Annotated in this window: 18 protein-coding genes; 3 read left to right on the forward strand and 15 right to left on the reverse strand. The window is 71.6% G+C overall.

Features of this window, described 5'->3' with window-relative positions:
* Positions 1 to 3 precede the first annotated feature (3 nt).
* The 3 genes from OTB16_RS04610 to OTB16_RS04620 all read right to left on the reverse strand — a co-directional run bounded on the left by OTB16_RS04610 (position 4) and on the right by OTB16_RS04620 (position 2,676).
* On the reverse strand, positions 4 to 1,785 hold the full coding sequence (locus tag OTB16_RS04610; protein ID WP_267718559.1) for an LCP family protein: 1,782 nt from the start codon (positions 1,783 to 1,785) through the stop codon (positions 4 to 6).
* Positions 1,786 to 1,809: 24 nt separating this feature from the next.
* Positions 1,810 to 2,427 carry a nicotinate-nucleotide adenylyltransferase gene (gene nadD, locus OTB16_RS04615; RefSeq protein WP_267718560.1) on the reverse strand — a complete coding sequence of 206 codons (618 nt, stop codon included), beginning with the start codon at positions 2,425 to 2,427 and terminating at the stop codon, positions 1,810 to 1,812.
* An 84-nt stretch (positions 2,428 to 2,511) separates the two neighbouring features.
* Positions 2,512 to 2,676, reverse strand: coding sequence for a hypothetical protein (locus OTB16_RS04620; protein ID WP_267718561.1), 165 nt, complete (start codon positions 2,674 to 2,676; stop codon positions 2,512 to 2,514).
* 140 nt (positions 2,677 to 2,816) lie between these two features.
* Between OTB16_RS04620 and OTB16_RS04625 the strand changes: the two genes are divergently transcribed.
* Positions 2,817 to 3,932, forward strand: a complete 1,116-nt coding sequence (locus tag OTB16_RS04625; RefSeq protein WP_267718562.1) for a M48 family metallopeptidase — start codon at positions 2,817 to 2,819, stop codon at positions 3,930 to 3,932.
* On the opposite strand, the gene OTB16_RS04630 is transcribed toward OTB16_RS04625, so the two are convergent.
* The 7 genes from OTB16_RS04630 to OTB16_RS04660 all read right to left on the reverse strand — a co-directional run bounded on the left by OTB16_RS04630 (position 3,916) and on the right by OTB16_RS04660 (position 10,577).
* Entirely contained in the window at positions 3,916 to 5,064 is a 1,149-nt protein-coding gene (locus tag OTB16_RS04630) for an SCO2583 family membrane protein (protein ID WP_267718563.1), read from the reverse strand. The genes OTB16_RS04625 and OTB16_RS04630 overlap by 17 nt on opposite strands.
* 70 nt (positions 5,065 to 5,134) lie before the next feature.
* Positions 5,135 to 5,683, reverse strand: a complete 549-nt coding sequence (locus OTB16_RS04635; RefSeq protein WP_267718564.1) for an SCO2584 family spore wall biosynthesis protein — start codon at positions 5,681 to 5,683, stop codon at positions 5,135 to 5,137.
* Positions 5,684 to 5,759: 76 nt separating this feature from the next.
* Positions 5,760 to 7,040: a glutamate-5-semialdehyde dehydrogenase gene (locus tag OTB16_RS04640; RefSeq protein ID WP_267718565.1), complete on the reverse strand. Its 1,281-nt coding sequence runs from the start codon at positions 7,038 to 7,040 to the stop codon at positions 5,760 to 5,762.
* A 266-nt stretch (positions 7,041 to 7,306) separates the two neighbouring features.
* Complete coding sequence (locus tag OTB16_RS04645; protein ID WP_420717616.1) at positions 7,307 to 7,720, reverse strand: hypothetical protein; 414 nt, start codon at positions 7,718 to 7,720, stop codon at positions 7,307 to 7,309.
* Positions 7,721 to 7,808: 88 nt separating this feature from the next.
* Positions 7,809 to 8,936: a glutamate 5-kinase gene (gene proB / locus OTB16_RS04650; protein ID WP_267718566.1), complete on the reverse strand. Its 1,128-nt coding sequence runs from the start codon at positions 8,934 to 8,936 to the stop codon at positions 7,809 to 7,811.
* A 76-nt stretch (positions 8,937 to 9,012) separates the two neighbouring features.
* Positions 9,013 to 9,555 carry a GtrA family protein gene (locus OTB16_RS04655; protein WP_267718567.1) on the reverse strand — a complete coding sequence of 181 codons (543 nt, stop codon included), beginning with the start codon at positions 9,553 to 9,555 and terminating at the stop codon, positions 9,013 to 9,015.
* Positions 9,552 to 10,577, reverse strand: a complete 1,026-nt coding sequence (locus OTB16_RS04660; protein ID WP_267718568.1) for a glycosyltransferase family 2 protein — start codon at positions 10,575 to 10,577, stop codon at positions 9,552 to 9,554. The genes OTB16_RS04655 and OTB16_RS04660 overlap by 4 nt, the downstream gene beginning before the upstream one ends.
* Before the next feature lie 171 nt (positions 10,578 to 10,748).
* On the opposite strand from OTB16_RS04660, the gene OTB16_RS04665 reads away from it, so the two are divergent.
* Positions 10,749 to 13,628 (forward strand): bifunctional glycosyltransferase/CDP-glycerol:glycerophosphate glycerophosphotransferase, encoded by a 2,880-nt coding sequence (locus tag OTB16_RS04665; RefSeq protein WP_267718569.1) that lies wholly within the window; start codon positions 10,749 to 10,751, stop codon positions 13,626 to 13,628.
* Positions 13,625 to 14,797 carry a glycosyltransferase gene (locus OTB16_RS04670; protein ID WP_267718570.1) on the forward strand — a complete coding sequence of 391 codons (1,173 nt, stop codon included), beginning with the start codon at positions 13,625 to 13,627 and terminating at the stop codon, positions 14,795 to 14,797. The genes OTB16_RS04665 and OTB16_RS04670 overlap by 4 nt, the downstream gene beginning before the upstream one ends.
* 53 nt (positions 14,798 to 14,850) lie before the next feature.
* On the opposite strand, the gene galE is transcribed toward OTB16_RS04670, so the two are convergent.
* From galE to rplU, 5 genes are all read right to left on the reverse strand, one after another.
* Positions 14,851 to 15,831 (reverse strand): UDP-glucose 4-epimerase GalE, encoded by a 981-nt coding sequence (gene galE, locus OTB16_RS04675; protein ID WP_267718571.1) that lies wholly within the window; start codon positions 15,829 to 15,831, stop codon positions 14,851 to 14,853.
* A 49-nt stretch (positions 15,832 to 15,880) separates the two neighbouring features.
* Positions 15,881 to 17,497 (reverse strand): glycosyltransferase family 2 protein, encoded by a 1,617-nt coding sequence (locus tag OTB16_RS04680; RefSeq protein WP_267718572.1) that lies wholly within the window; start codon positions 17,495 to 17,497, stop codon positions 15,881 to 15,883.
* A gap of 70 nt (positions 17,498 to 17,567) precedes the next feature.
* Positions 17,568 to 19,010 (reverse strand): GTPase ObgE, encoded by a 1,443-nt coding sequence (gene obgE / locus OTB16_RS04685; protein WP_267718573.1) that lies wholly within the window; start codon positions 19,008 to 19,010, stop codon positions 17,568 to 17,570.
* Between the two features lie 179 nt (positions 19,011 to 19,189).
* On the reverse strand, positions 19,190 to 19,444 hold the full coding sequence (rpmA, locus tag OTB16_RS04690; protein WP_030384676.1) for a 50S ribosomal protein L27: 255 nt from the start codon (positions 19,442 to 19,444) through the stop codon (positions 19,190 to 19,192).
* A 13-nt stretch (positions 19,445 to 19,457) separates the two neighbouring features.
* The gene (gene rplU, locus OTB16_RS04695; RefSeq protein ID WP_267718574.1) at positions 19,458 to 19,778 is read right to left on the reverse strand and encodes a 50S ribosomal protein L21; all 321 of its coding nucleotides are present in this window, start codon (positions 19,776 to 19,778) and stop codon (positions 19,458 to 19,460) included.
* Between the last annotated feature and the right edge of the window lie 273 nt (positions 19,779 to 20,051).

The raw sequence follows: 20,051 nt of genomic DNA on the forward strand, positions 1-20,051 counted from the left end.
CGGTCAGGACGGTTTGTAGTCCTTCCCGATGATCACCACGACGTCCGCGTTCACCGCGTTCTCGGCCTTCTTCACGACCGTTTCGGGCAGGCCCAGCGTCTTGGCGACCTCGACGGCCCGGTCCCGCTGGGCGTCGTCCTGGTACGTGATCTGCGACGCGGCCGCCGTCCTGTCGGCCTTGCCGCCGTCCACGAAGGCGTAGCCGCCGTTCAGCAGTGCGGCCCTCGCCGCCGCCTGCGTCTTGTCGTCACCAGTGGCGTCCTTCAGGCCCACCCTGGGGGTGGCTCCGGGCTGCGCGGCCGAGGCCGAGCCGCCGAGGACCTCCTTGACCACCTTCTTGTTGGTCTCGTCCGTGAGGGTGCCGTCCGCCTTCACCGCGAGGACGTCCGTCCGGTACGCGCCCACCTTGGCGTGCGCGCCGAGCCGGGACAGCAGGGCTCCGAGGGTCTGGGCGTTCAGCGCCGGGTCGAGGATCTGGCCGATGCTCTCGACCGTCACCGCCGCCGCCTTCGGATCGCCCGGCACCTTGCGCAGGACCCCCTGGAGCACCTTGCCCGTGCGTTCCTGCTGCTTGGCCTCCGGCTCGCCCTGCGCGCGGTACGTGGCGTACGCGACGGCCATCGGGCCGCTCAGGCTCTGCTTCTCGCCCTGGGCGACGGCCGGAGTCTTCGCGGCGTCGTCGGCCGGGACCGCGGTGTCGGTGTCGACCTCGATTCCGCCGACGAGCTCGACCAGGTTCTCCAGGAACGGCGTGTCCAGCCGCCAGGTGCCGCCGATGCTGGTGCCGAGCACCGAGTCCAGGGACTCGCGGGTGCCGAGGCCGCCGTCCTCGACCGACTTGCCGAGGGTGGTGGCGGTGCCGTCGGCGGCGGGGACGCCGAGGGCGTTCGGGAGCAGGACCGTGGCCCCCTGCTTGGCGGTGACGTTGTCGACGAGCAGCGCCGAGGAGGTGCCGCCCTTCTTCGTGTTGTGCAGGTGGACGACGATCATGTCCCGCTTCTGCGCGCCGGCGTCGGCGGTCGCTGCGGTCTTGTCCTTCCCCGGGCCGTCCAGGAACGGCAGCTTGCCCTGGTACCAGAGGTAGCCGAGGCCCGCGACGACGAACAGGGCGAGGACGACGATCAGCGCCACCACGCGGTTGCGGCCGCGTCGGCGGATCTCCTCGCGGCGCTCGGTGCGGCTCTCGGTGAACTTGAGCCAGTCGATGACGTCCTCGGAGTCCTCGTCCGGCTGGTCGATGAAGGAGAACTGCTCGGTGCGATAGTCGGGAGCGGCGTCCGCGTCCGCGTCGGAGCGGCGCGGCTCGGGGACCTGGGCCGCGGGCGGCCCGGCGGCGGGCTCGGGCCGGGGTGCGGGCTCCGGCGGCGCCTGGGGGGCGGCCTGCTGCGGGATCCACTGCTGGGCCTGCTGCGTGTCGTACCCGTAGGCGGGCGGCGCCTGGGGGTACTCCTGCCGCGCGTACTCCTGCGCGTACTCCTGGGCGGGCGGCTGCTGGGCGTAGTGGTCCTGCTGCGGCTGCCGCCCGTATCCCTGCTGGTCGTAGCCGTACGACTGGTCCTCGTGCGGCTGCCCGTACCGCTGCGGGTCGTACTGCTGCGGCTCGTACCGCTGGGGGTCGTACTGCTGCGGCTCGTACCGCTGCTCTTCGTACCGGGGAGGGGGCGGGGCGGGCTGGGCGGCTTGCGCGGGCGCCTGGCCGTACACCGGCCGCCCGTACGCGTCGTAGCCGATGAGCTGCTGCTCCTGGGCCGCGTACGGGTCGTACGCGTCCTGTCGGTCGTTCACCGCGGGGCCCCTCTCTCCGGAAGCTCAGGCTCCCCGGTACAGCTCACGCTTGTCGATGTAACGCACGACACCGTCCGGAACCAGATACCAGACCGGGTCCGCCTTGGCGACCCGCGCCCGGCAGTCCGTGGACGAGATGGCCAGCGCGGGCACCTCGACCAGGGAGACGCCGCCCTCGGGCAGGCCGTCGTCGGTGAGCACGTGGCCCGGCCGGGTGACCCCGATGAAATGGGCCAGGGAGAAGAGCTCGTCGGCGTTCCGCCAGGTGAGGATCTGTGCGAGCGCGTCGGCACCGGTGATGAAGAACAGGTCCGCGTCGTCGTTCTGCGCCTTGAGGTCGCGCAGGGTGTCGATCGTGTACGTCGGGCCGCCGCGGTCGATGTCGATGCGGCTCACCGAGAACTGGGGGTTCGAGGCCGTGGCGATGACCGTCATCAGATAGCGGTCCTCGGCGGCGGACACGGCGCCCTGCGACTTCTGCCACGGCTCGCCGGTCGGTACGAACACCACCTCGTCGAGGTGGAACAGCGCGGCCACTTCGCTCGCCGCCACCAGGTGTCCGTGGTGGATCGGGTCGAATGTCCCGCCCATGACGCCGAGCCGGCGCTTGACCGGGCCGGTAGGCATTTCCTGCTCTCCCATGAGCGCAGAGCCTACTGGCCCGGTGGAGCGGCCCGGACCCGCTTGCGAGCCCGTTCGGGACACCGGTGCGAAACCGTCCGCGGTCTAGCGGTCGCGGTTCAGGCGGGTGGTGATCCAGAGCATCAGGAGCAGGATGCCGAGCGCGGCGCCACCGGTCAGGTACGGGTTCAGGCTGCTGTGGTTGCCGCCGTGCTCGGCCCCCTCCGAGGCGAGGACGACCAGGTTGTGGGCGGTGGAGGAGAGGCTCATCAGGCAGGTACCTATCGAGTCGGGGGAGCGGGCGGAGACTTCGCTCACATCGTATGCGGGGGCCCGGGGCACGCTCACGCCGACTCAGGCGTTGGAGAGGATAGACGCATGGCCAGCAGGCCGATCCAGGGGAGGGCGCAATGACGGAGAAGACGGGTTTCGAGAAGGCACCGGCGCGGGACCGCAGGAGGTTCCCCGGTATTTCCTCGCGGGCGTACGAGCATCCCTCGGACCGCTCGGCGCTGGTGGCGCTGCGGAAGCTGAGCGGATTCGACACGGTGTTCAAGACCTTGAGCGGGCTGCTTCCGGAGCGGAGCCTGCGGCTGCTGTTCCTGTCGGAATCGGTGCGGGTGGGCGAGACGCAGTTCCCCCACCTGCACACGATGCTCCGCGACGCCTGTTACATCCTGGACCTGGAGAAGGTCCCCCAGATGTACGTGCAGCAGGACCCGAAGCCCAACGCGATGTGCATCGGCCTCGACGAGCCGATCATCGTGGTGACGACGGGCCTCGTCGAGCTGCTGGACGAGGAGGAGATGCGGGCCGTGGTGGGCCACGAGGTGGGCCACGCCCTCTCGGGTCACGCCGTGTACCGCACGATCCTGCTGTTCCTGACCGGACTGGCGCTGAAGGTGGCCTGGATCCCCCTGGGCAACGTGGCGATCATGGCGCTGGTGACCGCGCTGCGGGAGTGGTTCCGCAAGTCGGAGCTCTCGGCGGACCGCGCGGGGCTGCTCGCGGGCCAGGACCTGCGGGCCTCGATGCGCGGGCTGATGAAGATCGCGGGAGGCAACCACCTCCACGAGATGAACGTGGACGCCTTCCTCGCCCAGGCCGAGGAGTACGAGTCGAGCGGTGACCTGCGTGACTCCGTGCTGAAGATCCTCAACGTGCTGCCCCGGACGCACCCCTTCACCACGGTGCGCGCGGCCGAGCTGAAGAAGTGGGCGGAGAGCCGCGACTACCAGCGGATCATGGACGGCCACTACCCGCGGCGGGACGAGGACAAGGACGCCTCGGTGAGCGACTCGTTCCGGCAGTCGGCCACCCACTACGCCGATGCGGTACGGACCAGCAAGGACCCGCTGATGAAGCTGGTCGGCGACATCGCGGGCGGCACGGCCGACCTGGGCGGCAAGCTGCGCGACAAGTTCACCGGAGCGGGTGCCGGAGCGAGTGCCGGTGGCGGAGCGGGTGCGGGCGGTGGCACGGCCGCCGGCCCCGAGGGCAAGGGAGGGGCTACGGACCAGGGCTGACGGGCGGGGCCTGCGGGGTCGCGGGCGCCGCCAGTACGCCGCACAGCCCGGCCGCGCGCCGCGGGTGGCCGCTGGCGTACGGGTCGCTCGCGGCCGGGCCCACCGTGGTTGGGCCGGCTCCGGCCAGCAGCGGGCGGAAGCCCGCGGCCGGGTCGGCCGAGCAGTCCTGCGGTCCGGCCATCACGTACGCCGAGGCCAGTTCCGCCCGGCGCGCGCCCAGGTCGTCCCGGTCGAAGCGCAGCCGCAGTTCGCGCCGGACGGTGAAGAGCGAGGCGCCTTCCGCGGCGGCCGGTGATCCGGTGGCCGGGCGGACGGCGTAGACGAAGGTGTGGTCGGTGGTGACCTCCAGGACGTCGGGAGCCGCCTCCTCGACGCCGAGGGTTCCGCTGACCCGGACCCGGGGGTCCGCCAGGACGGCGGTCGCCGGGTCGAAGCGGACCAGCCAGCCCGTCGCCGCGTGCCGGCCGTCTCCGGAGGGCGAGGCCATGCTCCGGTCGAACTGCGCCAGCTGGTCGGGGTCGAGGAGCACCCGGACCGGACGGGAGGCGGTGCCGGCCAGGACGTCGGGGTCGAGGGAGGACTGCACCAGGTAGTCCTTGGCGATGGACAGCGCGATGGCCACCTGGCCGTCGGTGAAGTGCGGGGTGCGGCGCACGGCGGGCATGTTGATCCCGACCGCCCCGATGCGGTAGTCGGCCGCGGGGCTCCGCGCGAACAGGTCGGCGGGCCGCCCGCCGGGCACGGGCGTGCCGGGTGCCAGCGGGACGACAGTGCTGGTGAGCGGCTGGGCCACGCCGTCGGGCGGGGGCACGTACGGGTTGCGCAGCCCCATGTAGACCGCGGCGGCGAAGGCCATGGCGATGAACAGCACGAGCAGCCGGCCCTGCCGGGCGCCCCGGCCCGGCGCCCCGCCCCGGGAGCCCGAGGCGCTGCCGGTCGACCAGATGGAGCGGCTGCGCACAGCGCGGGCGTGCTCGCCCATGCGTTCCTGCGCGGAGTACTCCTGGATCCGGGCGGCCCGTACGAAGTCCTCGTCGAACACCACCGACCGGTACTCGTCCGCCCGGAACTCGTCGTCGTCGCCGCCGGTGCCTTCGGGGGCGCCGTTGGGCGGGTCTCCTGGAACGGCCATCGCTTCTCCCCGCTGTTCCCGCTTCAGAGAAGCCCCCAGCTCCGGAGGAAGTGCGAGTGGGGTCGTACCTTCAGGGTTGGCGGCCGACGGGGTCCATAAACGCACCGGCCCCGCTGACTTCCCCCAATGGGGTACTGGCGGGGGCCGGAGCGGGGTCCGCCTGGCCCGAGGCGCTGCGGTAGACGGCGCTGAAGGCGAGCGCGACCATGCCCAGCCCGAGCACGAAGGCCAGGACCCAGGCGACGGGCCGGAGCCAGGGCGAGCGGCCCCGGTAGGGCCGCAGACTGCCCCCGTAGGCCCCGTACGGGCCGTCGGAGTATCCCTGGCGGTCGTGGCCGTGGTCCCAGCCGTGGTCCTCGTACCCGTCGGGGCGGCCGTACCCGTAGGCGTCGTCGTCGGCCGTCCAGCCGCCCGCGACGGCGGCCCGGGCGGCTTCGGCCTCGGCGCGCGCCAAGTCGGCCGCCCGCTGGCGCTCGGCGGCGCTCTGTTCATGAATCTCGGCGTTCCGGACGAAGTCCTCGTCGAACACCACGGAGGCGAAGTCGTGATCCGCGCCTCCGCGGTCGTCGTCGGGCTCCCCGTCGTCCGGGAACGGCTTGCCCCCCACGTCGTCCGGCACAGGACCAGCGTAGACCTGGGGGGCTGCTTTGGGCAGGGTGTGCGGCGAATCCGGCCACCCGGTGTGGGACCGACGACTACCGAATGTGACCGTCTCCGGTGACGATGTACTTGGTGGAAGTGAGCTCCGGAAGGCCCATCGGGCCCCGGGCGTGCAGCTTCTGGGTGGAGATCCCGATCTCGGCGCCGAAGCCGAACTGGCCACCGTCCGTGAACCGGGTGGAGGCGTTCACGGCGACCGTGGTCGAGTCGACCAGCTGGGTGAAGCGGCGGGCGGCGGCCTGCGAGGTGGTGACGATCGCCTCGGTGTGGCCGGAGGTCCAGCGGCGGATGTGGGCGACCGCGTCGTCCAGGGAGTCCACGACGCCGGCCGCGATGTCGTAGGACAGGTACTCGGCGGCCCAGTCCTCGTCGGTCGCGGGCAGGGCGGTGACCTTGCCGTCCCGGGCGGCGGCCAGGACGCGGGCGTCGCCGTGCACGGTCACTCCGGCGTCGGCGAGGGCGTCGAGGGCGCGCGGCAGGAAGGCGTCGGCGATGTCGCGGTGGACCAGGAGGGTCTCGGCGGAGTTGCAGACGGAGGGACGCTGCGCCTTGGAGTTGACGAGGATGTCCACGGCCATGTCCAGGTCGGCCTGCGCGTCGACGTAGACGTGGCAGTTGCCGGTGCCGGTCTCGATGACCGGGACCGTCGACTCCTCGACCACCGTCTTGATGAGGGAGGCTCCGCCGCGGGGGATGAGCACGTCGACGAGGCCGCGGGCGCGCATCAGCTCGCGAACGGACTCGCGGGACTCGCCGGGGACCAGCTGGACGGCGTCGGCGGGCAGCCCGGCGCCCTCGACGGCGTCGCGGAGGACGGCGACGAGGGCGGTGTTGGAGGCGTAGGCGGAGGAGCTGCCGCGCAGGAGGACCGCGTTGCCGGACTTGAGGCACAGGGCGGCGGCGTCGACGGTGACGTTGGGGCGGGCCTCGTAGATGATGCCGACGACGCCCAGCGGGACCCGGACCTGGCGGAGGTCGATGCCGTTGGGCAGGGTGCTGCCGCGGACGACCTCGCCGACGGGGTCGGGGAGGGCGGCGACGTCCCGCACGTCGGAGGCGATGGCGGCGACCCGCTCCGGGGTGAGGGTGAGGCGGTCGATGACGGTCTCGCTGGTGCCGGCCGCCCGCGCCTTGGCGGTGTCGACGGCGTTGGCCTCGACGATCTCGGCCGTACGGGCCTCCAGCGCGTCCGCGACCGCCAGCAGGGCGGCGTCCTTGGCGGACCGAGGGAGGGGGGCCAGGACGGCGGCGGCCGTGCGGGCGGCTCGCGCCGTGGCGAGGACGGGCGAGGTGGCGGTGGCGTCGGGCGAGGTCATGCCGCCAGGGTAATCCCCGGCCCGGCCGGTCCGGACGGGGTTCCACCCCCCGAGACGGCCTGCGCACGGCGGCTGTCCACCCCGCCGCCGGTACCGCTGCGCGGGGCTCCCCCGGCCGGAGATCCCTGGGGCTCCGGCCCGGACCCCGCGCCTCACACGCCGGCGCGGCGGGGCCGGGCGGCTGCCAGCGGGAGGGAGGAATCCCAGAGGAGTGGGGGGCCACCCGCAGGGGTCGGTGGGGCCCGTCGGGAAGCAGGGGTGCGGGGTCAGTACGGGTGTACGCCCACCGGGTGGGCCGGGGGCGGGCCGTAGCCCTCCGCCACCCGCTGGTGGTAGGTGGAGCGGTCGATGACCTCCAGCCCGACGATCTCCCAGGGCGGCAGCTGCGCCGATGAGCGGTGCTCGCCCCACAGCCGCAGGGCGACGGCCGCCGCGTCGTGGAGGTCGCGCGCCTCCTCCCAGTAGCGGATCTCGGCGTGGTCGTCGGCGTAGCGGCTCGTCAGCAGGAAGGGGTGGTCGTGGGCGAGCTGCTCCAGCCCGCGCCGGACCTCGGACAGCGGCGCCGGCTTGCCGGAGACGCTCAGGGTGACGTGCCACAGGCGGGAGTCGTGGTCCGGCTCCTGCTCGTGCCCGGCGCCCTCACCGTCCCCCGTACCGACGCTGGTCAGCGCTCGTCTCACCAGCCGCCTCCTGTCTCCGCTACGCGTGTCCACCCGCCCCTCACAGTTGACCAGTCCCCGGCCCCCCGCGCGGCGGTTTTACCCAACCTCAGCCCTGTAGCAGGACCAGATCGTCGCGGTGGACGACCTCCCGCTCGTACGCGGGTCCGAGTTCCCGGGCGAGCTCGCGGGTGGAGCGGCCGAGGAGCTGCGGGAGCTCCTTGGCGTCGAAGTTGACCAGGCCGCGCGCGACCGCCCGGCCCGAGGTGTCGCGGAGCTCCACCGGGTCCCCCGCGATGAAGTCGCCCTCGACGGAGGCGATGCCCGCGGGCAGCAGGGAGCTGCCGCGCTCGGTGACGGCGCGCACCGCGCCGTCGTCCAGTACGAGGTGCCCCTGGGGGGTGGAGGCGTGCTGGAGCCAGAGCAGCCGGTCGCCGGAGCGGCGGCCCGTCGCGTGGAAGTGGGTGCCGGTGGCGCGGCCGGCCAGGGCGTCGGCGGCCTGGCTGGCGGAGGTCAGGACCACGGGGATGCCGGCGGCGGCGGCGATCCGCGCCGCCTCGACCTTGGTGACCATGCCGCCGGTGCCCACGCCCGCCTTTCCGGCGCTGCCGATGGAGACGTGCGCGATGTCGCCGGGGCCGCGGACCTCGTCGATGCGGGTGGTGCCGGGCAGGGAGGGGTCGCCGTCGTACAGGCCGTCCACGTCGGAGAGCAGGACCAGCAGGTCGGCCCGTACGAGGTGGGCGACGAGGGCGGCCAGGCGGTCGTTGTCGCCGAAGCGGATCTCGTCCGTGGCGACGGTGTCGTTCTCGTTGACGACGGGCAGCGCGCCCATGGCGAGCAGCTGGTCCAGGGTCCGGTAGGCGTTGCGGTAGTGCGCCCGTCGGCTGGTGTCGTCGGTGGTGAGCAGGACCTGGCCGACGCGGAGGCCGTAGCGGGCGAAGGAGGCGGTGTAGCGGGCGACGAGCAGGCCCTGTCCGACGCTGGCGGCGGCCTGCTGCCGGGCCAGGTCCTTGGGCCTGCGGCGCAGGCCGAGCGGGGAGAGCCCCGCGGCGATGGCTCCGCTGGAGACGAGGACGATCTCCTTGTCACCGCCGCCGCGCGCCTTGGCCAGGACGTCCACCAGGGCGTCCACCCGGTCGGCGTCGAGGCCGCCCGCCGCCGTGGTCAGGGAGGAGGAGCCGACCTTGACCACGATCCTGCGGGCGTCCACGACACCTTGCCTAGCCGCTGACACGTGTGTCCCCTTGCCCCTTGCCGAAATGCCTGTGACCTCAATCTACGGGGTGGCCGGGAGCGGCTGCGCGGGGGTTTCAGACCCTGGACGGCCCGCCCTGACCGCCGTGTCCGCTCTGGCCGCCGTGTCCACCCTGGCCGCCCTCCCCCGCCCGGTCGGCCGACCCCGTCGCTCCCGTCGCTCCCGTCGCTCCCGCAGGCCCCGCCGGCACCGGCTGTGCCTCCGCCTCCTCGTCACGTGCGGTGCCCGGGACGAGGATCTTGCGGGAGATCAGGTAGGTGAAGGGGATGGCCACGACCGCGGCGACCAGCGGGGCGATCCGCGTGCCGAGGCCGGCCCAGGTGACCAGGGCGTACAGGCCGACCGACTGGACGACGTAGTTGGTGACGTTGGTCAGGGGGAAGAGCAGGAACTTCTTCCAGGTGGGCCGGGTGCGGTAGGTGAAGTAGGTGTTCATGAAGAACGAGCCGACCATCGAGAGCAGGAAGGCGAGGGTGTAGGCGGCGAAGTACGGCATCCAGGGGTGCAGGAGCAGGTACAGCAGGTAGAAGGTGCCCGTGTTGACGGCTCCCACCAGGCCGAAGCGGAGGATCTGGCCGAGCTGCTCTCGTCTGCTCATCCGGTGCTGCGCTCCGCGTTGTGCGGGGCGGCCGCCGCCCCGGCGACCGGGCCGGACCTCCCCGGTTCCGCGGTCAGCGCCACGTGCGGGACGGGGTCGGAGCCGTGTGCTTCCTTCACCAGGAAGTGCGGCCGCCGTTTGGTCTCATAGTAGATGCGGCCGATGTACTCGCCGATCAGGCCCAGCATGATCATGTGTACGCCGCCGAGGCCCACGATGATCGCCACGAGGGTGACGTACCCCGGCGACTCGACCCCGTTGGTCATCGCCGCGACCGTGATCCACAGGGCGTAGACGGCGGTCAGGGCGACCAGCGACACGCCGAGCCAGATTCCCGTCCGCAGCGGCCGGTTGTTGAAGGAGATCAGGCCGTCCATGCCGTAGTTCAGCAGGGCGCCGAACTTCCACTTCGTCTCGCCGGCCTCGCGCCGCGCGTTGCGGTAGTCGAAGTGGACCGTGTCGAAGCCGATCCAGGAGAACAGGCCCTTGGAGAAGCGGTTGTACTCGGGCAGCGACAGCAGCGCGTCCACGGCCGGGCGCGAGAGCATGCGGAAGTCGCCGACCCCGTCGGTGAGTTCCACGTCCACCCAGCGGTTGACCCCCCGGTAGTAGAGGCGGCTCAGCACGGAGCGGAGCCTCTTGTCCCCCTCGCGCGTTCGGCGGGCGATGATCTGGTCGTGCCCCTGCCGGTGGTGCTCGAGCATGGTGGCGATGAGCTCCGGCGGATGCTGGAGGTCCGCGTCCATGATCACGACGGCGTCGCCGGTCGACGCGCGCAGGCCGGCGAGCATGCCGGCCTCCTTGCCGAAGTTGCGGCTGAAGGAGACGAAGCGGGTCTGCTCGCCGTGCTCGGCCGCGATCTTCCGGAGCTTTCGGAGGGTGCCGTCGCAGCTTCCGTCGTCGACGTAACAGACCTCGTAGTCGACGGGGAGGGCGTCCAGGACCCTGCGGATCTCGACGTCGAAGCTGTCGATGACGGCTTCTTCGTTGAAACAAGGGACAACTACGGACAGCTTGGTCATGAACACATCCTGCTGGGTCCGAACGGGTGATTGCGGACGACCGGCCCTGCCACTCACCTCTTCCCCAGAACCCGCACGCCGAGAGTCGGCCTGCCTGAGTCGAGTGCGGTACGCGGTAGCTTTGACTGAATAAGCGGAATCAGCTGAGCGAAACGAATCGAAGGGATCGAGGTGCACGTGCCCGACGTCTCCGTGGTCGTCATCGTCTACAACGACGCAGAGCGTCTGTCGACAGCAGTCCAGTCGGTTTTGGACCAGACCCTGCACGGGGTCGAGGTCGTGATCGTCGACGACTGCAGCAAGGACAGGTCCTTCACCGTCGCCCAGGAACTGGAAGCCGCGCACCCGGGGAAAGTGCGCGCGTTCCAACTTCCGGAGAACAGTGGGGGCTGCGGCGCCCCGCGCAACCACGGCATCGCGCAGGCCACCGGCACATACGTCATGTTCCTGGACAGCGACGACGTGCTGGAGCGCAACGCCTGCCGGAACATGCTGGACGCCGCCGAGCGGACCGGCTCCGACCTGGTCTCGGGCATGTGCGTGCGCGTGCACCTCGAAAACCGGTGGGGCAAGACCACCGAGTGGTACCCGTGGATCTACTCGCGGACGCGGACGCTGGAGTCGATCACCGAGTTCCCCGACCTGCTGGTCTACGACACCCTCTCCACGAACAAGTGCTACCGGCGCGCGTTCCTGCTGGAGCAGGGCCTGGAGTTCCCGGTCGGCATCCACTACGAGGACCTGCTGTTCTCGGCGCAGGCCTACGTGGCGGCCCGCCGCATCACGCTGATCCCGAACCACGTCTACTTCTGGAACGTGATCGAGAAGGCCTCCGCCAAGTCGATCAGCAACCGGCGCCACGAGATCGCGAACTTCGTCCACCGGATGGAGATCCACCGCCGGGTGGACGAACTGCTGGCCGCCAAGGGCCACACGGACATCAAGTCCGCGAAGGACGCCAAGTTCCTCAAGCACGACCTGGTGCTGCACCTGCGCGACCTGCCCCTGCTGAGCGACGCGTACCGCCAGGAGTTCGCCCGCCTGGCGAACGGCTACCTCGCCGGGATCGACCGGACCGCGTACGACAACGTCACGCACCTCCAGGCGATCTGCGCCTACCTGCTCGGCAAGGAGGACTGGGACAACCTGCTCCCGGCCGCCGACGCCATGACGAACAAGGGCCGGCTCTCCTCCCCCCTCGCCGAGCGCGACGGCCGCATCTACTGGTGCGAGCGGCACATCGACGACCCGGACGACACCGAGGCCCGCCGGATACTGGACGTCACCGGGGACGGCTTCCACACCACCCCGCTCGCCTCCCTCCAGCTGGGCAACCGCCTCACCTCCTACGAGGACGACGGGCGCGGCACCGTCATGCTCTCCGGCGCCGTCGTGAACCCGCTGGGCCGCATCCGGCCCGACGCGGAGCTGTCGGCCTCGCTGGAATTCCGGGCCCGGCGGCAGATCGGCGTACGTTCGTTCAGCTTCCCGGTGGCAACCGTGCGCCACGCCGGTGACACGATCGAGTGGAGCGGCAGCGCCGACATCGGCGGCACCGTCCGCCCGCTCGGCATCATCGACGCCGTGTGGGACGTCCGGCTGCGGCTGAACGCCGGCCGCGACCACGTCACCACCCGCGTGTCGGTCGGCGGGGTCGACCTGGACGCGGCGTCCCGGCTGCGCGTGCGCCCCCGGCTGACCCGGCTGGTCTCCGACCGCTTCGAGCCGGAGGTGACCAAGAAGGGCAACCTCTCCTATGTCCTGACCGCCGAGGGCGCCGCGGCCGTCCGCACCCAGACGCTGATCAACAACGCCATACACGGCAAGGCCGCCGGAGTGGTCAAGCGGGGCCTGCGCAAGGCCCTGCGGACCCGCCGGAACATGGGCTCGGGCGAGCAGAAGGTGAAGCTCTACCACGAGGTCTTCTCGAAACTGCCGGTCAAGAAGGGCACGGTCGTCTTCGAGAGCCACATGGGCAAGCAGTACAGCGACAGCCCCAAGGCGATCTACGAGGAGATGGTGCGCCAGGGCGTCCCCTTCGAGGCGATCTGGTCGTACGCGGGCGGCAAGCCCACCGGCTTCCCCAAGGAGGCCACCCTGGTCCGGCGCTGGAGCTGGCCCTACCTGCGGGCACTGGCCCAGGCCGAGTTCTGGGTGGACAACCAGGGGTTCCCGCTGGCCCTCGCCAAGCGCCCGGGCACCACGTACATCCAGACCTGGCACGGCTCCGCGCTCAAGCGCATGGGCTTCCACGAGCCCCGCACCAAGGCGCAGGGGCGGGCGGGCCAGGACCGGTTCCAGGCGGCCGTCAACCGCTTCGACCACTTCCTGATCCGCTCGGAGCACGACACGCGCACCCTCGCCAAGGCTTTCCGGCTGCGCGACGAGGTGCTGCTGCGCACCGGCTACCCGCGCAACGACGCCCTCGTCGAGGCCCACCGGTCCGAGGTGCAGAGCGGCGAGCGGGTGCGCGGCCCGCTCGCGGCGGAGCTGGGCATCGACCCGGAGAAGAAGGTGCTGCTGTACGCGCCGACGTTCCGGGCGAACGCGGACGGCGCGGTGGAGGGCTTCGAGTTCCCGTTCGACGTGGAGGAGTTCGCGGACCGGCTCGGTGACCGCTTCACCCTGCTGGTGCGGACGCACTACCTCAACAGCGTCTCCCTCCCGCCGTCCGTCGCGGGCCGGGTCCTCGACGTGTCCCGGCACCACGACATCACCCCGCTGCTGGCCCTCGCCGACGGTCTGATCACCGACTACTCGTCCGTGATGTTCGACTACGCGGTCCTGGACCGGCCGATGCTGTTCTTCGCCTACGACTACGAGAAGTACGCCACCGACATCCGCGGCACGTACTTCGACCTGAAGGAGAAGGCCCCGGGCCCGGTGGTGGCCACGGCGGACGAGCTGCTGCAGGCGCTTTCCGCCTTCGAGGAGGCCGACGCCAAGTACGCCGAGGCCCGCCAGCGCTTCCTCACCGAGTTCGGCGAGTACGACCGCGGGGACGCCGCGCGCCAGATCGTCGAGAAGTTCTTCACCAGGAGCGGCAAGTGAGCCAGCAGACCGCCACCCCGGGCGGCCGTGACATCTTCCTCGTTTCCAACAACGTCGACGAGCTGGGCGGCGTGACCACCTGGTCGCACCAGATGGCCCGGCTGTTCACCGACCGCGGCCACCGGGTGCACATCGTCGGCATCGCCCCGGTCGCCGAGGAGATCCGGCAGAAGCTGCCGGCGGACCTGCCGTACGCGACGACGACCCTGTACGCCTCCCAGCCGCCGCCCGCACGCCGGCTGCAGGGGCTCAAGGGCCGGCTGAACGCGCCCGAGCGGCGCCGCCAGGCGGCCCGGCGCGCGCTGATGCGGACCAAGGCCGAACAGCTGAGCGACCTGTTCCGGGCGGCCGCACCGGGCGCCGTCGTGATCGTCACCCAGGTCTGGGCGATGGAGTGGGTGGCACTCGCCGACACCAAGGGGCTCAGCGTCATCGGCATGAGCCACGAGTCGTTCGAGGCCAGCCAGAAGTCCAGCCGCGGCGACCGGGTCCGCCGCCACTACCGCGAGGTGGACCGGCTGCTGGTGCTGACCGCCGAGGACGCGGACCTGTGGATCCGGGCGGGCATGGAGAACGTCGGCAGCATGCCGAACCCGCTGCCCTTCATGCCGGAGCGGCCCGCTCCGCGCACGGAGAAGGTCGTCGCCAGCGTCGGCCGCCTCGCGTTCGAGAAGGGCGTCGACCTGCTGCTCGACGCGTGGGCGGACGTCGCCCCGCACCATCCCGAGTGGGTCCTGCGGATCTACGGGGCGGGCACGGAGGAGCCGGTACTGCGGGCGCACTGCACCTCGCTGGGGCTGGACGACTCCGTGGAGTGGATGGGCAGTACCGACGACGTGCTGGGCTCGCTGCGCGGGGCCTCGGTCTTCGCGCAGGCCTCGCGGGCCGAGGGCTTCCCGATCACGCTGCTGGAGGCGATGGCGGCGGGCGTGCCGGCGGCGGCCTTCGACTGCGCGCCGGGCGTACGGGAGATCGTCACGCACGGCGAGGACGGGCTGCTGGCCCGGCTGGGCAACACCATGGAGCTGGCCGGGCACCTGGGCGCCCTGATGTCGGACCGCGAACTGCGCGACCGGCTCGGGGAGTCGGCCTTCCGCTCGGTGCGGCGGTACTCGAGCGCCGGGATCACCGACCGGTGGGAGGAGCTGTTCTCCTTCCTGGAGCGCTGACCTTCCCGGAGCGCCGACCCGCCCCGCCCCGGACACGACGGAGCCGCCCGGGGTCAGGCCTTGCGGTGGGCTTCCCAGCCGGCCCAGGCGGAGGTGACCATCTCGCGGACGTCGTGGCGGGCCTTCCAGCCCAGCTCGCTGCCGATGCGCTCGGCGGAGGCCACGACCTTCGCCGGGTCGCCGGGGCGGCGCGGGGAGACGACCGGGGCGTAGTCGTGGCCGGTGTTCGCGTTCAGGAGCTCGACCATCTCCCGCACGGAGACGCCCTCGCCGCGCCCGATGTTGACGGTCAGGTCCTTGTAGTCGCCGGCCGCGGCCCACTCGGCGAGCTTGCGGGCCGCCACGACGTGGGCGTCCGCGAGGTCGGCGACGTGGATGTAGTCGCGGACGCAGGTGCCGTCCGGGGTCGCGTAGTCGTCGCCGAAGATCTTGGCACCCTGGCCGGCGTCGTAGCGCTCGAAGACCATCGGGACCAGGTTGAAGACGCCGGTGTCGGCGAGTTCGGGCGTCGCGGCGCCCGCCACGTTGAAGTAGCGCAGGCAGGCGGTGGAGATGCCGTGCGCCTTGCCGGCGGCGCGGACCAGCCACTCGCCGGCCAGCTTGGTCTCGCCGTACGGGCTCAGCGGCGCGCAGGGGGTGTCCTCGGTGACCAGCTCCACGTCGGGCATGCCGTAGACGGAGGCGGACGAGGAGAAGAGGACGTTGCGGATGCCCGCGGCGGCCACGGCCTGGAGCAGGACCGTGAGGCCGCCCACGTTCTCGTGGTAGTAGTACATCGGCTTCTCGACGGACTCGCCGACCTGCTTCTTGCCCGCCAGGTGCACCACACCGGTGATCCGGTGGTCGGCGATGGTCTTGTCGAGGACCAGCCGGTCCAGGACCGAGCCGATCACCAGCGGTACGCCCTCCGGTACGCGGTCCTCGTTGCCCGTGGAGAGGTCGTCGAGGACGACGACCTCCTCCCCCGCGAGCAGCATCGCCCGGACGACGTGCGCGCCGATGTATCCGGCGCCCCCGGTGATCAGAAACGTCATGTGTATCTCCCTGGTCCTGTCCGTGTTCTGGCGCTGAGGTCCTGGTGCCTCAGCCCGACGCGCGGCCCGCCCTGGCCCGGTCGAATCGGTTGCGTACGAGGTACAGCGCGCCCGCGGCACCCGGTGCGAGGCGCAGGGCCAGCGCTCCGGAGGCCGTGCGGTACGGCTGCGTCAGCAGAACACCGTACCGGCTGCTGGGCAGCGCCCGGCGGCGAAGCAGCGGGCCGCGGGGGCGCAGCGGGGTGAGCAGGGAGCTCCCGTCGGCGCACTCCACGCCCACCTCCACGTTCCACGTCTGGAGCCTGCGCAGGCCCTGGCTCCGGCCGGTGGATGCCAGGTCGGAGAGGCGGAAGGGCAGCAGGGCCGTCCAGCCGCCGTCCTCGCCGGGGGTCATTTCCACCGGTTTGGCGAGCACGGGATCGCCGCCGGCGCGGGGCAGGAAGCGCAGCTGCGCGGTCCGCGGCACGGCCGCGCCCAGGCGCCCGTACAGGTCGTGCAGGCGGACGCGCACCGCCGTCTTGCCCGCCGGTTCGGCGTCCATGGTCACCGGCAGTGCGGAGGTCGGCAGGGCGAGCAGCCCGTCGAGCGGGACCGGGAGCTCCGTGCTCCACACCGGGTTCCCGTCGGCCGTGGCCGCGTACGGGGGCAGCAGCCGGGGCGGCTCGGCGGCGAGGCGGGTGAGCCGCTCGACGTCGGCGGGCGGGGTCTCGGCGGCGCGCAGCACCCGTACGATCCAGCGGGCGTGCGGGGCGGCCGCCTCGATGTCCGCCTCGGTGAAGGTGGCGAGGTACGCGCGGGTCAGGGTCCACCAGGCGCGCTGGTACCCGGGGTCCTTGCCGAGTTCGCGCAGGTACATCCGCAGGTCGTACTCCAGGAACTTCACCTGGCAGGCGCGGCCCAGCTCCGGGGAGGCGTCGGCCAGGATCCGGGAGGCGGCGCGGTGGGCCTCGATCCGGGAGCGCCAGTTGCCGACGTCCTTGCGGTCCAGGGAGATCGACACCTGGGCGGCGGAGCGGCGTACGTGCCAGATGTAGACGAGGTCTGCGGTGACGGCGATGCGGGGGGCCGCGGCGAGGACGCGGGCGGTGAAGACGAAGTCCTCGTAGACGAAGCGGCCGTCGGGAAAACGCAGGCCGTGCTCGTCGAGGAAGGCGCGGTCGTAGAGCTTGTTGACGCAGAGGGTGTCCCGGACGAGGCCGGGCCGGTCGGCCGGCCGCTCGATCACCTCTCCGGGGGTGTGCAGGCCGGGCATCCACGGCACGTCGTGGTGCTGGGGCAGCTCGCGCCGGACCGCCGTTCCGACGGTGACCGGGGCCCGGTGCCGGACGGCCGTGCGCACCAGGGCGTCGGCGGCTCCCGGCGGCAGGACGTCGTCACTGTCGAGGAAGAGGACGTACGGGGCGGTGGCGAGGGCGATCCCGTCGTTGCGGGGGGTGCCGCACCCCCCGCTGTTCTCCGCCCGGTGCAGGACCTTCAGGCGGGGGTGTACGGCGGCCAGGTCGTCCAGGACCCGCCCGGTGTCGTCGGACGAGGCGTCGTTGACCGCGATGACCTCGGCGACCACCGGGCCCTGGGCGAGGGCCGAGGTAACGGCCTCGCCCACGAGCCCGGCGTCGTTGTACGCGATGACCACGACGGAAACCGTGGGCGTGTTGGTGCTGTTCACCCTGTGGATCCTAGGGGAACGATGTAAAGGCACCTTCAAACCCGAACCGGCTCCCGTCTCGGGAGGTGGGCTAGAACGGCTTGAACTCGTCGTACTCCTTCTGCACGGAGTCCCGCTCGGCTTCCTTCTCCTTGCGGCGCGTGGTCGCCGGGCGCGGGGCCTCCAGGCGGTGGTCCTCACCGCGGCGGCCCAGCATCTCGGCGCCGGCCATCATGGTCGGCTCCCAGTCGAAGACGACCGCGTTCTCGTCCGCGCCGATGGCGACGCCGTCACCGGCACGGGCGCCGGCCTTGCGCAGCGCGGCCTCGACGCCGAGGCGGTTGAGGCGGTCCGCGAGGTAGCCGACGGCCTCGTCGATGTTGAAGTCGGTCTGGCGGACCCAGCGCTCCGGCTTCTCGCCGCGCACCCGGTAGACCTCTTCGACCTCGTCGTAGGCGATGGTGAAGCCGCTGTCGTCCACGGCCTTCGGCCGGATGACGATGCGGGTCGCCTCGTCCTTCGGCTTGCGGGCACGCGCCTTGGCGATGACCTCGGCGAGGAAGAAGGACAGCTCCTTGAGGCCCGTGCGGTCGACCGCGGAGACCTCGAAGACCTTGTAGCCGCGGGCCTCGAGGTCCGGGCGGACCATGTCGGCGAGGTCCTTGCCGTCGGGGATGTCGACCTTGTTGAGGACGACGAGGCGCGGACGCTTCTCCAGGCCGCCGCCGTAGATCCGCAGCTCCTCCTCGATGACGTCGAGGTCGGCCAGCGGGTCGCGGTCGGACTCCAGGGTGGCCGTGTCCAGGACGTGCACGAGGATCGAGCAGCGCTCGACGTGGCGCAGGAACTCCAGGCCGAGGCCCTTGCCCTGGCTGGCGCCCGGGATCAGGCCCGGGACGTCGGCGATCGTGTAGACCGTCGAGCCGGCGGTGACCACGCCGAGGTTCGGGACGAGGGTGGTGAAGGGGTAGTCCGCGATCTTCGGCTTGGCTGCGGAGAGCACGGAGATCAGCGAGGACTTGCCCGCGCTGGGGAAGCCGACAAGCGCCACGTCGGCGACGGTCTTGAGCTCCAGGACGACGTCGCCGGCGGTGCCGGGGACGCCGAGGAGCGCGAAGCCGGGCGCCTTGCGGCGCGCGGACGACAGCGCGGCGTTGCCGAGGCCGCCGCGGCCGCCCTCGGCGGCCACGTACGTGGTGCCCTGGCCGACGAGGTCGGCGAGGACGTTGCCCTCCTTGTCAAGGACGACGGTGCCGTCCGGCACGGGCAGCATCAGGTCCGTGCCGTCCTTGCCGGAGCGGTTGCCGCCCTCGCCGGGCTTGCCGTTGGTGGCCTTGCGGTGGGGGCTGAAGTGGTAGTCGAGCAGGGTGGTGACCGCCTGCTCCACCACCAGGATCACGTCGCCGCCACGGCCGCCGTTGCCGCCGTCGGGGCCGCCGAGCGGCTTGAACTTCTCCCGGTGAACGGAGGCGCAGCCGTGGCCCCCGTTACCCGCGGCGACGTGCAGCTCGACGCGGTCCACGAAGGTGGTCATGGTTGTTCCTCCAGATACAGCGGGAATATCCCGGAAAGCCCGGGGGGTAGGCCTTGCTACCCATTAAACGTGTCTATGTGACAACGCGCCGAGGGCGGACCTCTCTTCCCGGCCTGAGCCGGGAAGAGCTGAGATCCGCCCTCGGGAAGTTCAGTACGCCGTGATCAGCAGGAGCTGGATCAGGCGGCCGGAACGATGTTGACGACCTTGCGGCCACGGTGCGTGCCGAACTCGACCGAACCGGCCAGCAGCGCGAACAGCGTGTCGTCGCCGCCACGGCCCACACCCGAACCCGGGTGGAAGTGGGTACCGCGCTGGCGGACGAGGATCTCACCAGCGGAAACGACCTGACCGCCGAAGCGCTTCACGCCGAGCCGCTGGGCATTGGAATCGCGCCCGTTCCGAGTGGACGATGCGCCCTTCTTGTGTGCCATGTCTCAGTCCCTCTTACTTCGCAGCCGCGGGGATACCGGTGACCTTGATCGCCGTGTACTGCTGGCGGTGACCCTGGCGACGGCGGTAGCCGGTCTTGTTCTTGTACCGCAGGATGTCGATCTTGGCACCCTTGTGGTGGTCCACGATCTCGACCTGGACCTTGATCCCGGCGAGCACCCACGGGTCGCTGGTCACGGCTTCGCCGTCGACAACGAGCAGGGTCGAGAGCTCGACCGTGTCGCCGACCTTGGCAGTGGGAATCTTGTCAACCTCAACGATGTCACCAACAGCAACCTTGTGCTGGCGACCACCGCTGCGCACGATGGCGTACACGCGGATCTCTCTCTCGCTCGATTCGGGAACCCCTGAAGCCAGCCGGCCCCGCGAAGAAACCGCAGGCCGGCCTCCCCCATACCGCAAGGCGGTCCGGGAGGTGAGGTGCTCAGTGGACGGCGCGCACATAGACACGCCAGCGGCCCAGGTTACGGGGCCCCGTCTGAGGGGTCAAACCGGGACCTGATCACCCGGGCGGCCGACACCCGTACCGCCCGCCCGGCGCGGCCCCGCGGCCGGACGGGAGGACTCCGGTCAGGCCGCCGGGGACGC

The organism is Streptomyces antarcticus (assembly GCF_026627255.1).
Classification (GTDB): domain Bacteria; phylum Actinomycetota; class Actinomycetes; order Streptomycetales; family Streptomycetaceae; genus Streptomyces; species Streptomyces antarcticus.

Bases quoted from the DNA above. Each gene is read 5' to 3' on its own strand.
- nadD (WP_267718560.1), bottom strand. From the start codon at position 2,427: ATGGGAGAGCAGGAAATGCCTACCGGCCCGGTCAAGCGCCGGCTCGGC.
- OTB16_RS04620 (WP_267718561.1), bottom strand. From the start codon at position 2,676: ATGAGCCTCTCCTCCACCGCCCACAACCTGGTCGTCCTCGCCTCGGAG.
- OTB16_RS04625 (WP_267718562.1), top strand. From the start codon at position 2,817: ATGACGGAGAAGACGGGTTTCGAGAAGGCACCGGCGCGGGACCGCAGG.
- OTB16_RS04630 (WP_267718563.1), bottom strand. From the start codon at position 5,064: ATGGCCGTTCCAGGAGACCCGCCCAACGGCGCCCCCGAAGGCACCGGC.
- OTB16_RS04640 (WP_267718565.1), bottom strand. From the start codon at position 7,040: ATGACCTCGCCCGACGCCACCGCCACCTCGCCCGTCCTCGCCACGGCG.
- OTB16_RS04655 (WP_267718567.1), bottom strand. From the start codon at position 9,555: ATGAGCAGACGAGAGCAGCTCGGCCAGATCCTCCGCTTCGGCCTGGTG.
- OTB16_RS04660 (WP_267718568.1), bottom strand. From the start codon at position 10,577: ATGACCAAGCTGTCCGTAGTTGTCCCTTGTTTCAACGAAGAAGCCGTC.
- galE (WP_267718571.1), bottom strand. From the start codon at position 15,831: ATGACGTTTCTGATCACCGGGGGCGCCGGATACATCGGCGCGCACGTC.
- obgE (WP_267718573.1), bottom strand. From the start codon at position 19,010: ATGACCACCTTCGTGGACCGCGTCGAGCTGCACGTCGCCGCGGGTAAC.
- rpmA (WP_030384676.1), bottom strand. From the start codon at position 19,444: ATGGCACACAAGAAGGGCGCATCGTCCACTCGGAACGGGCGCGATTCC.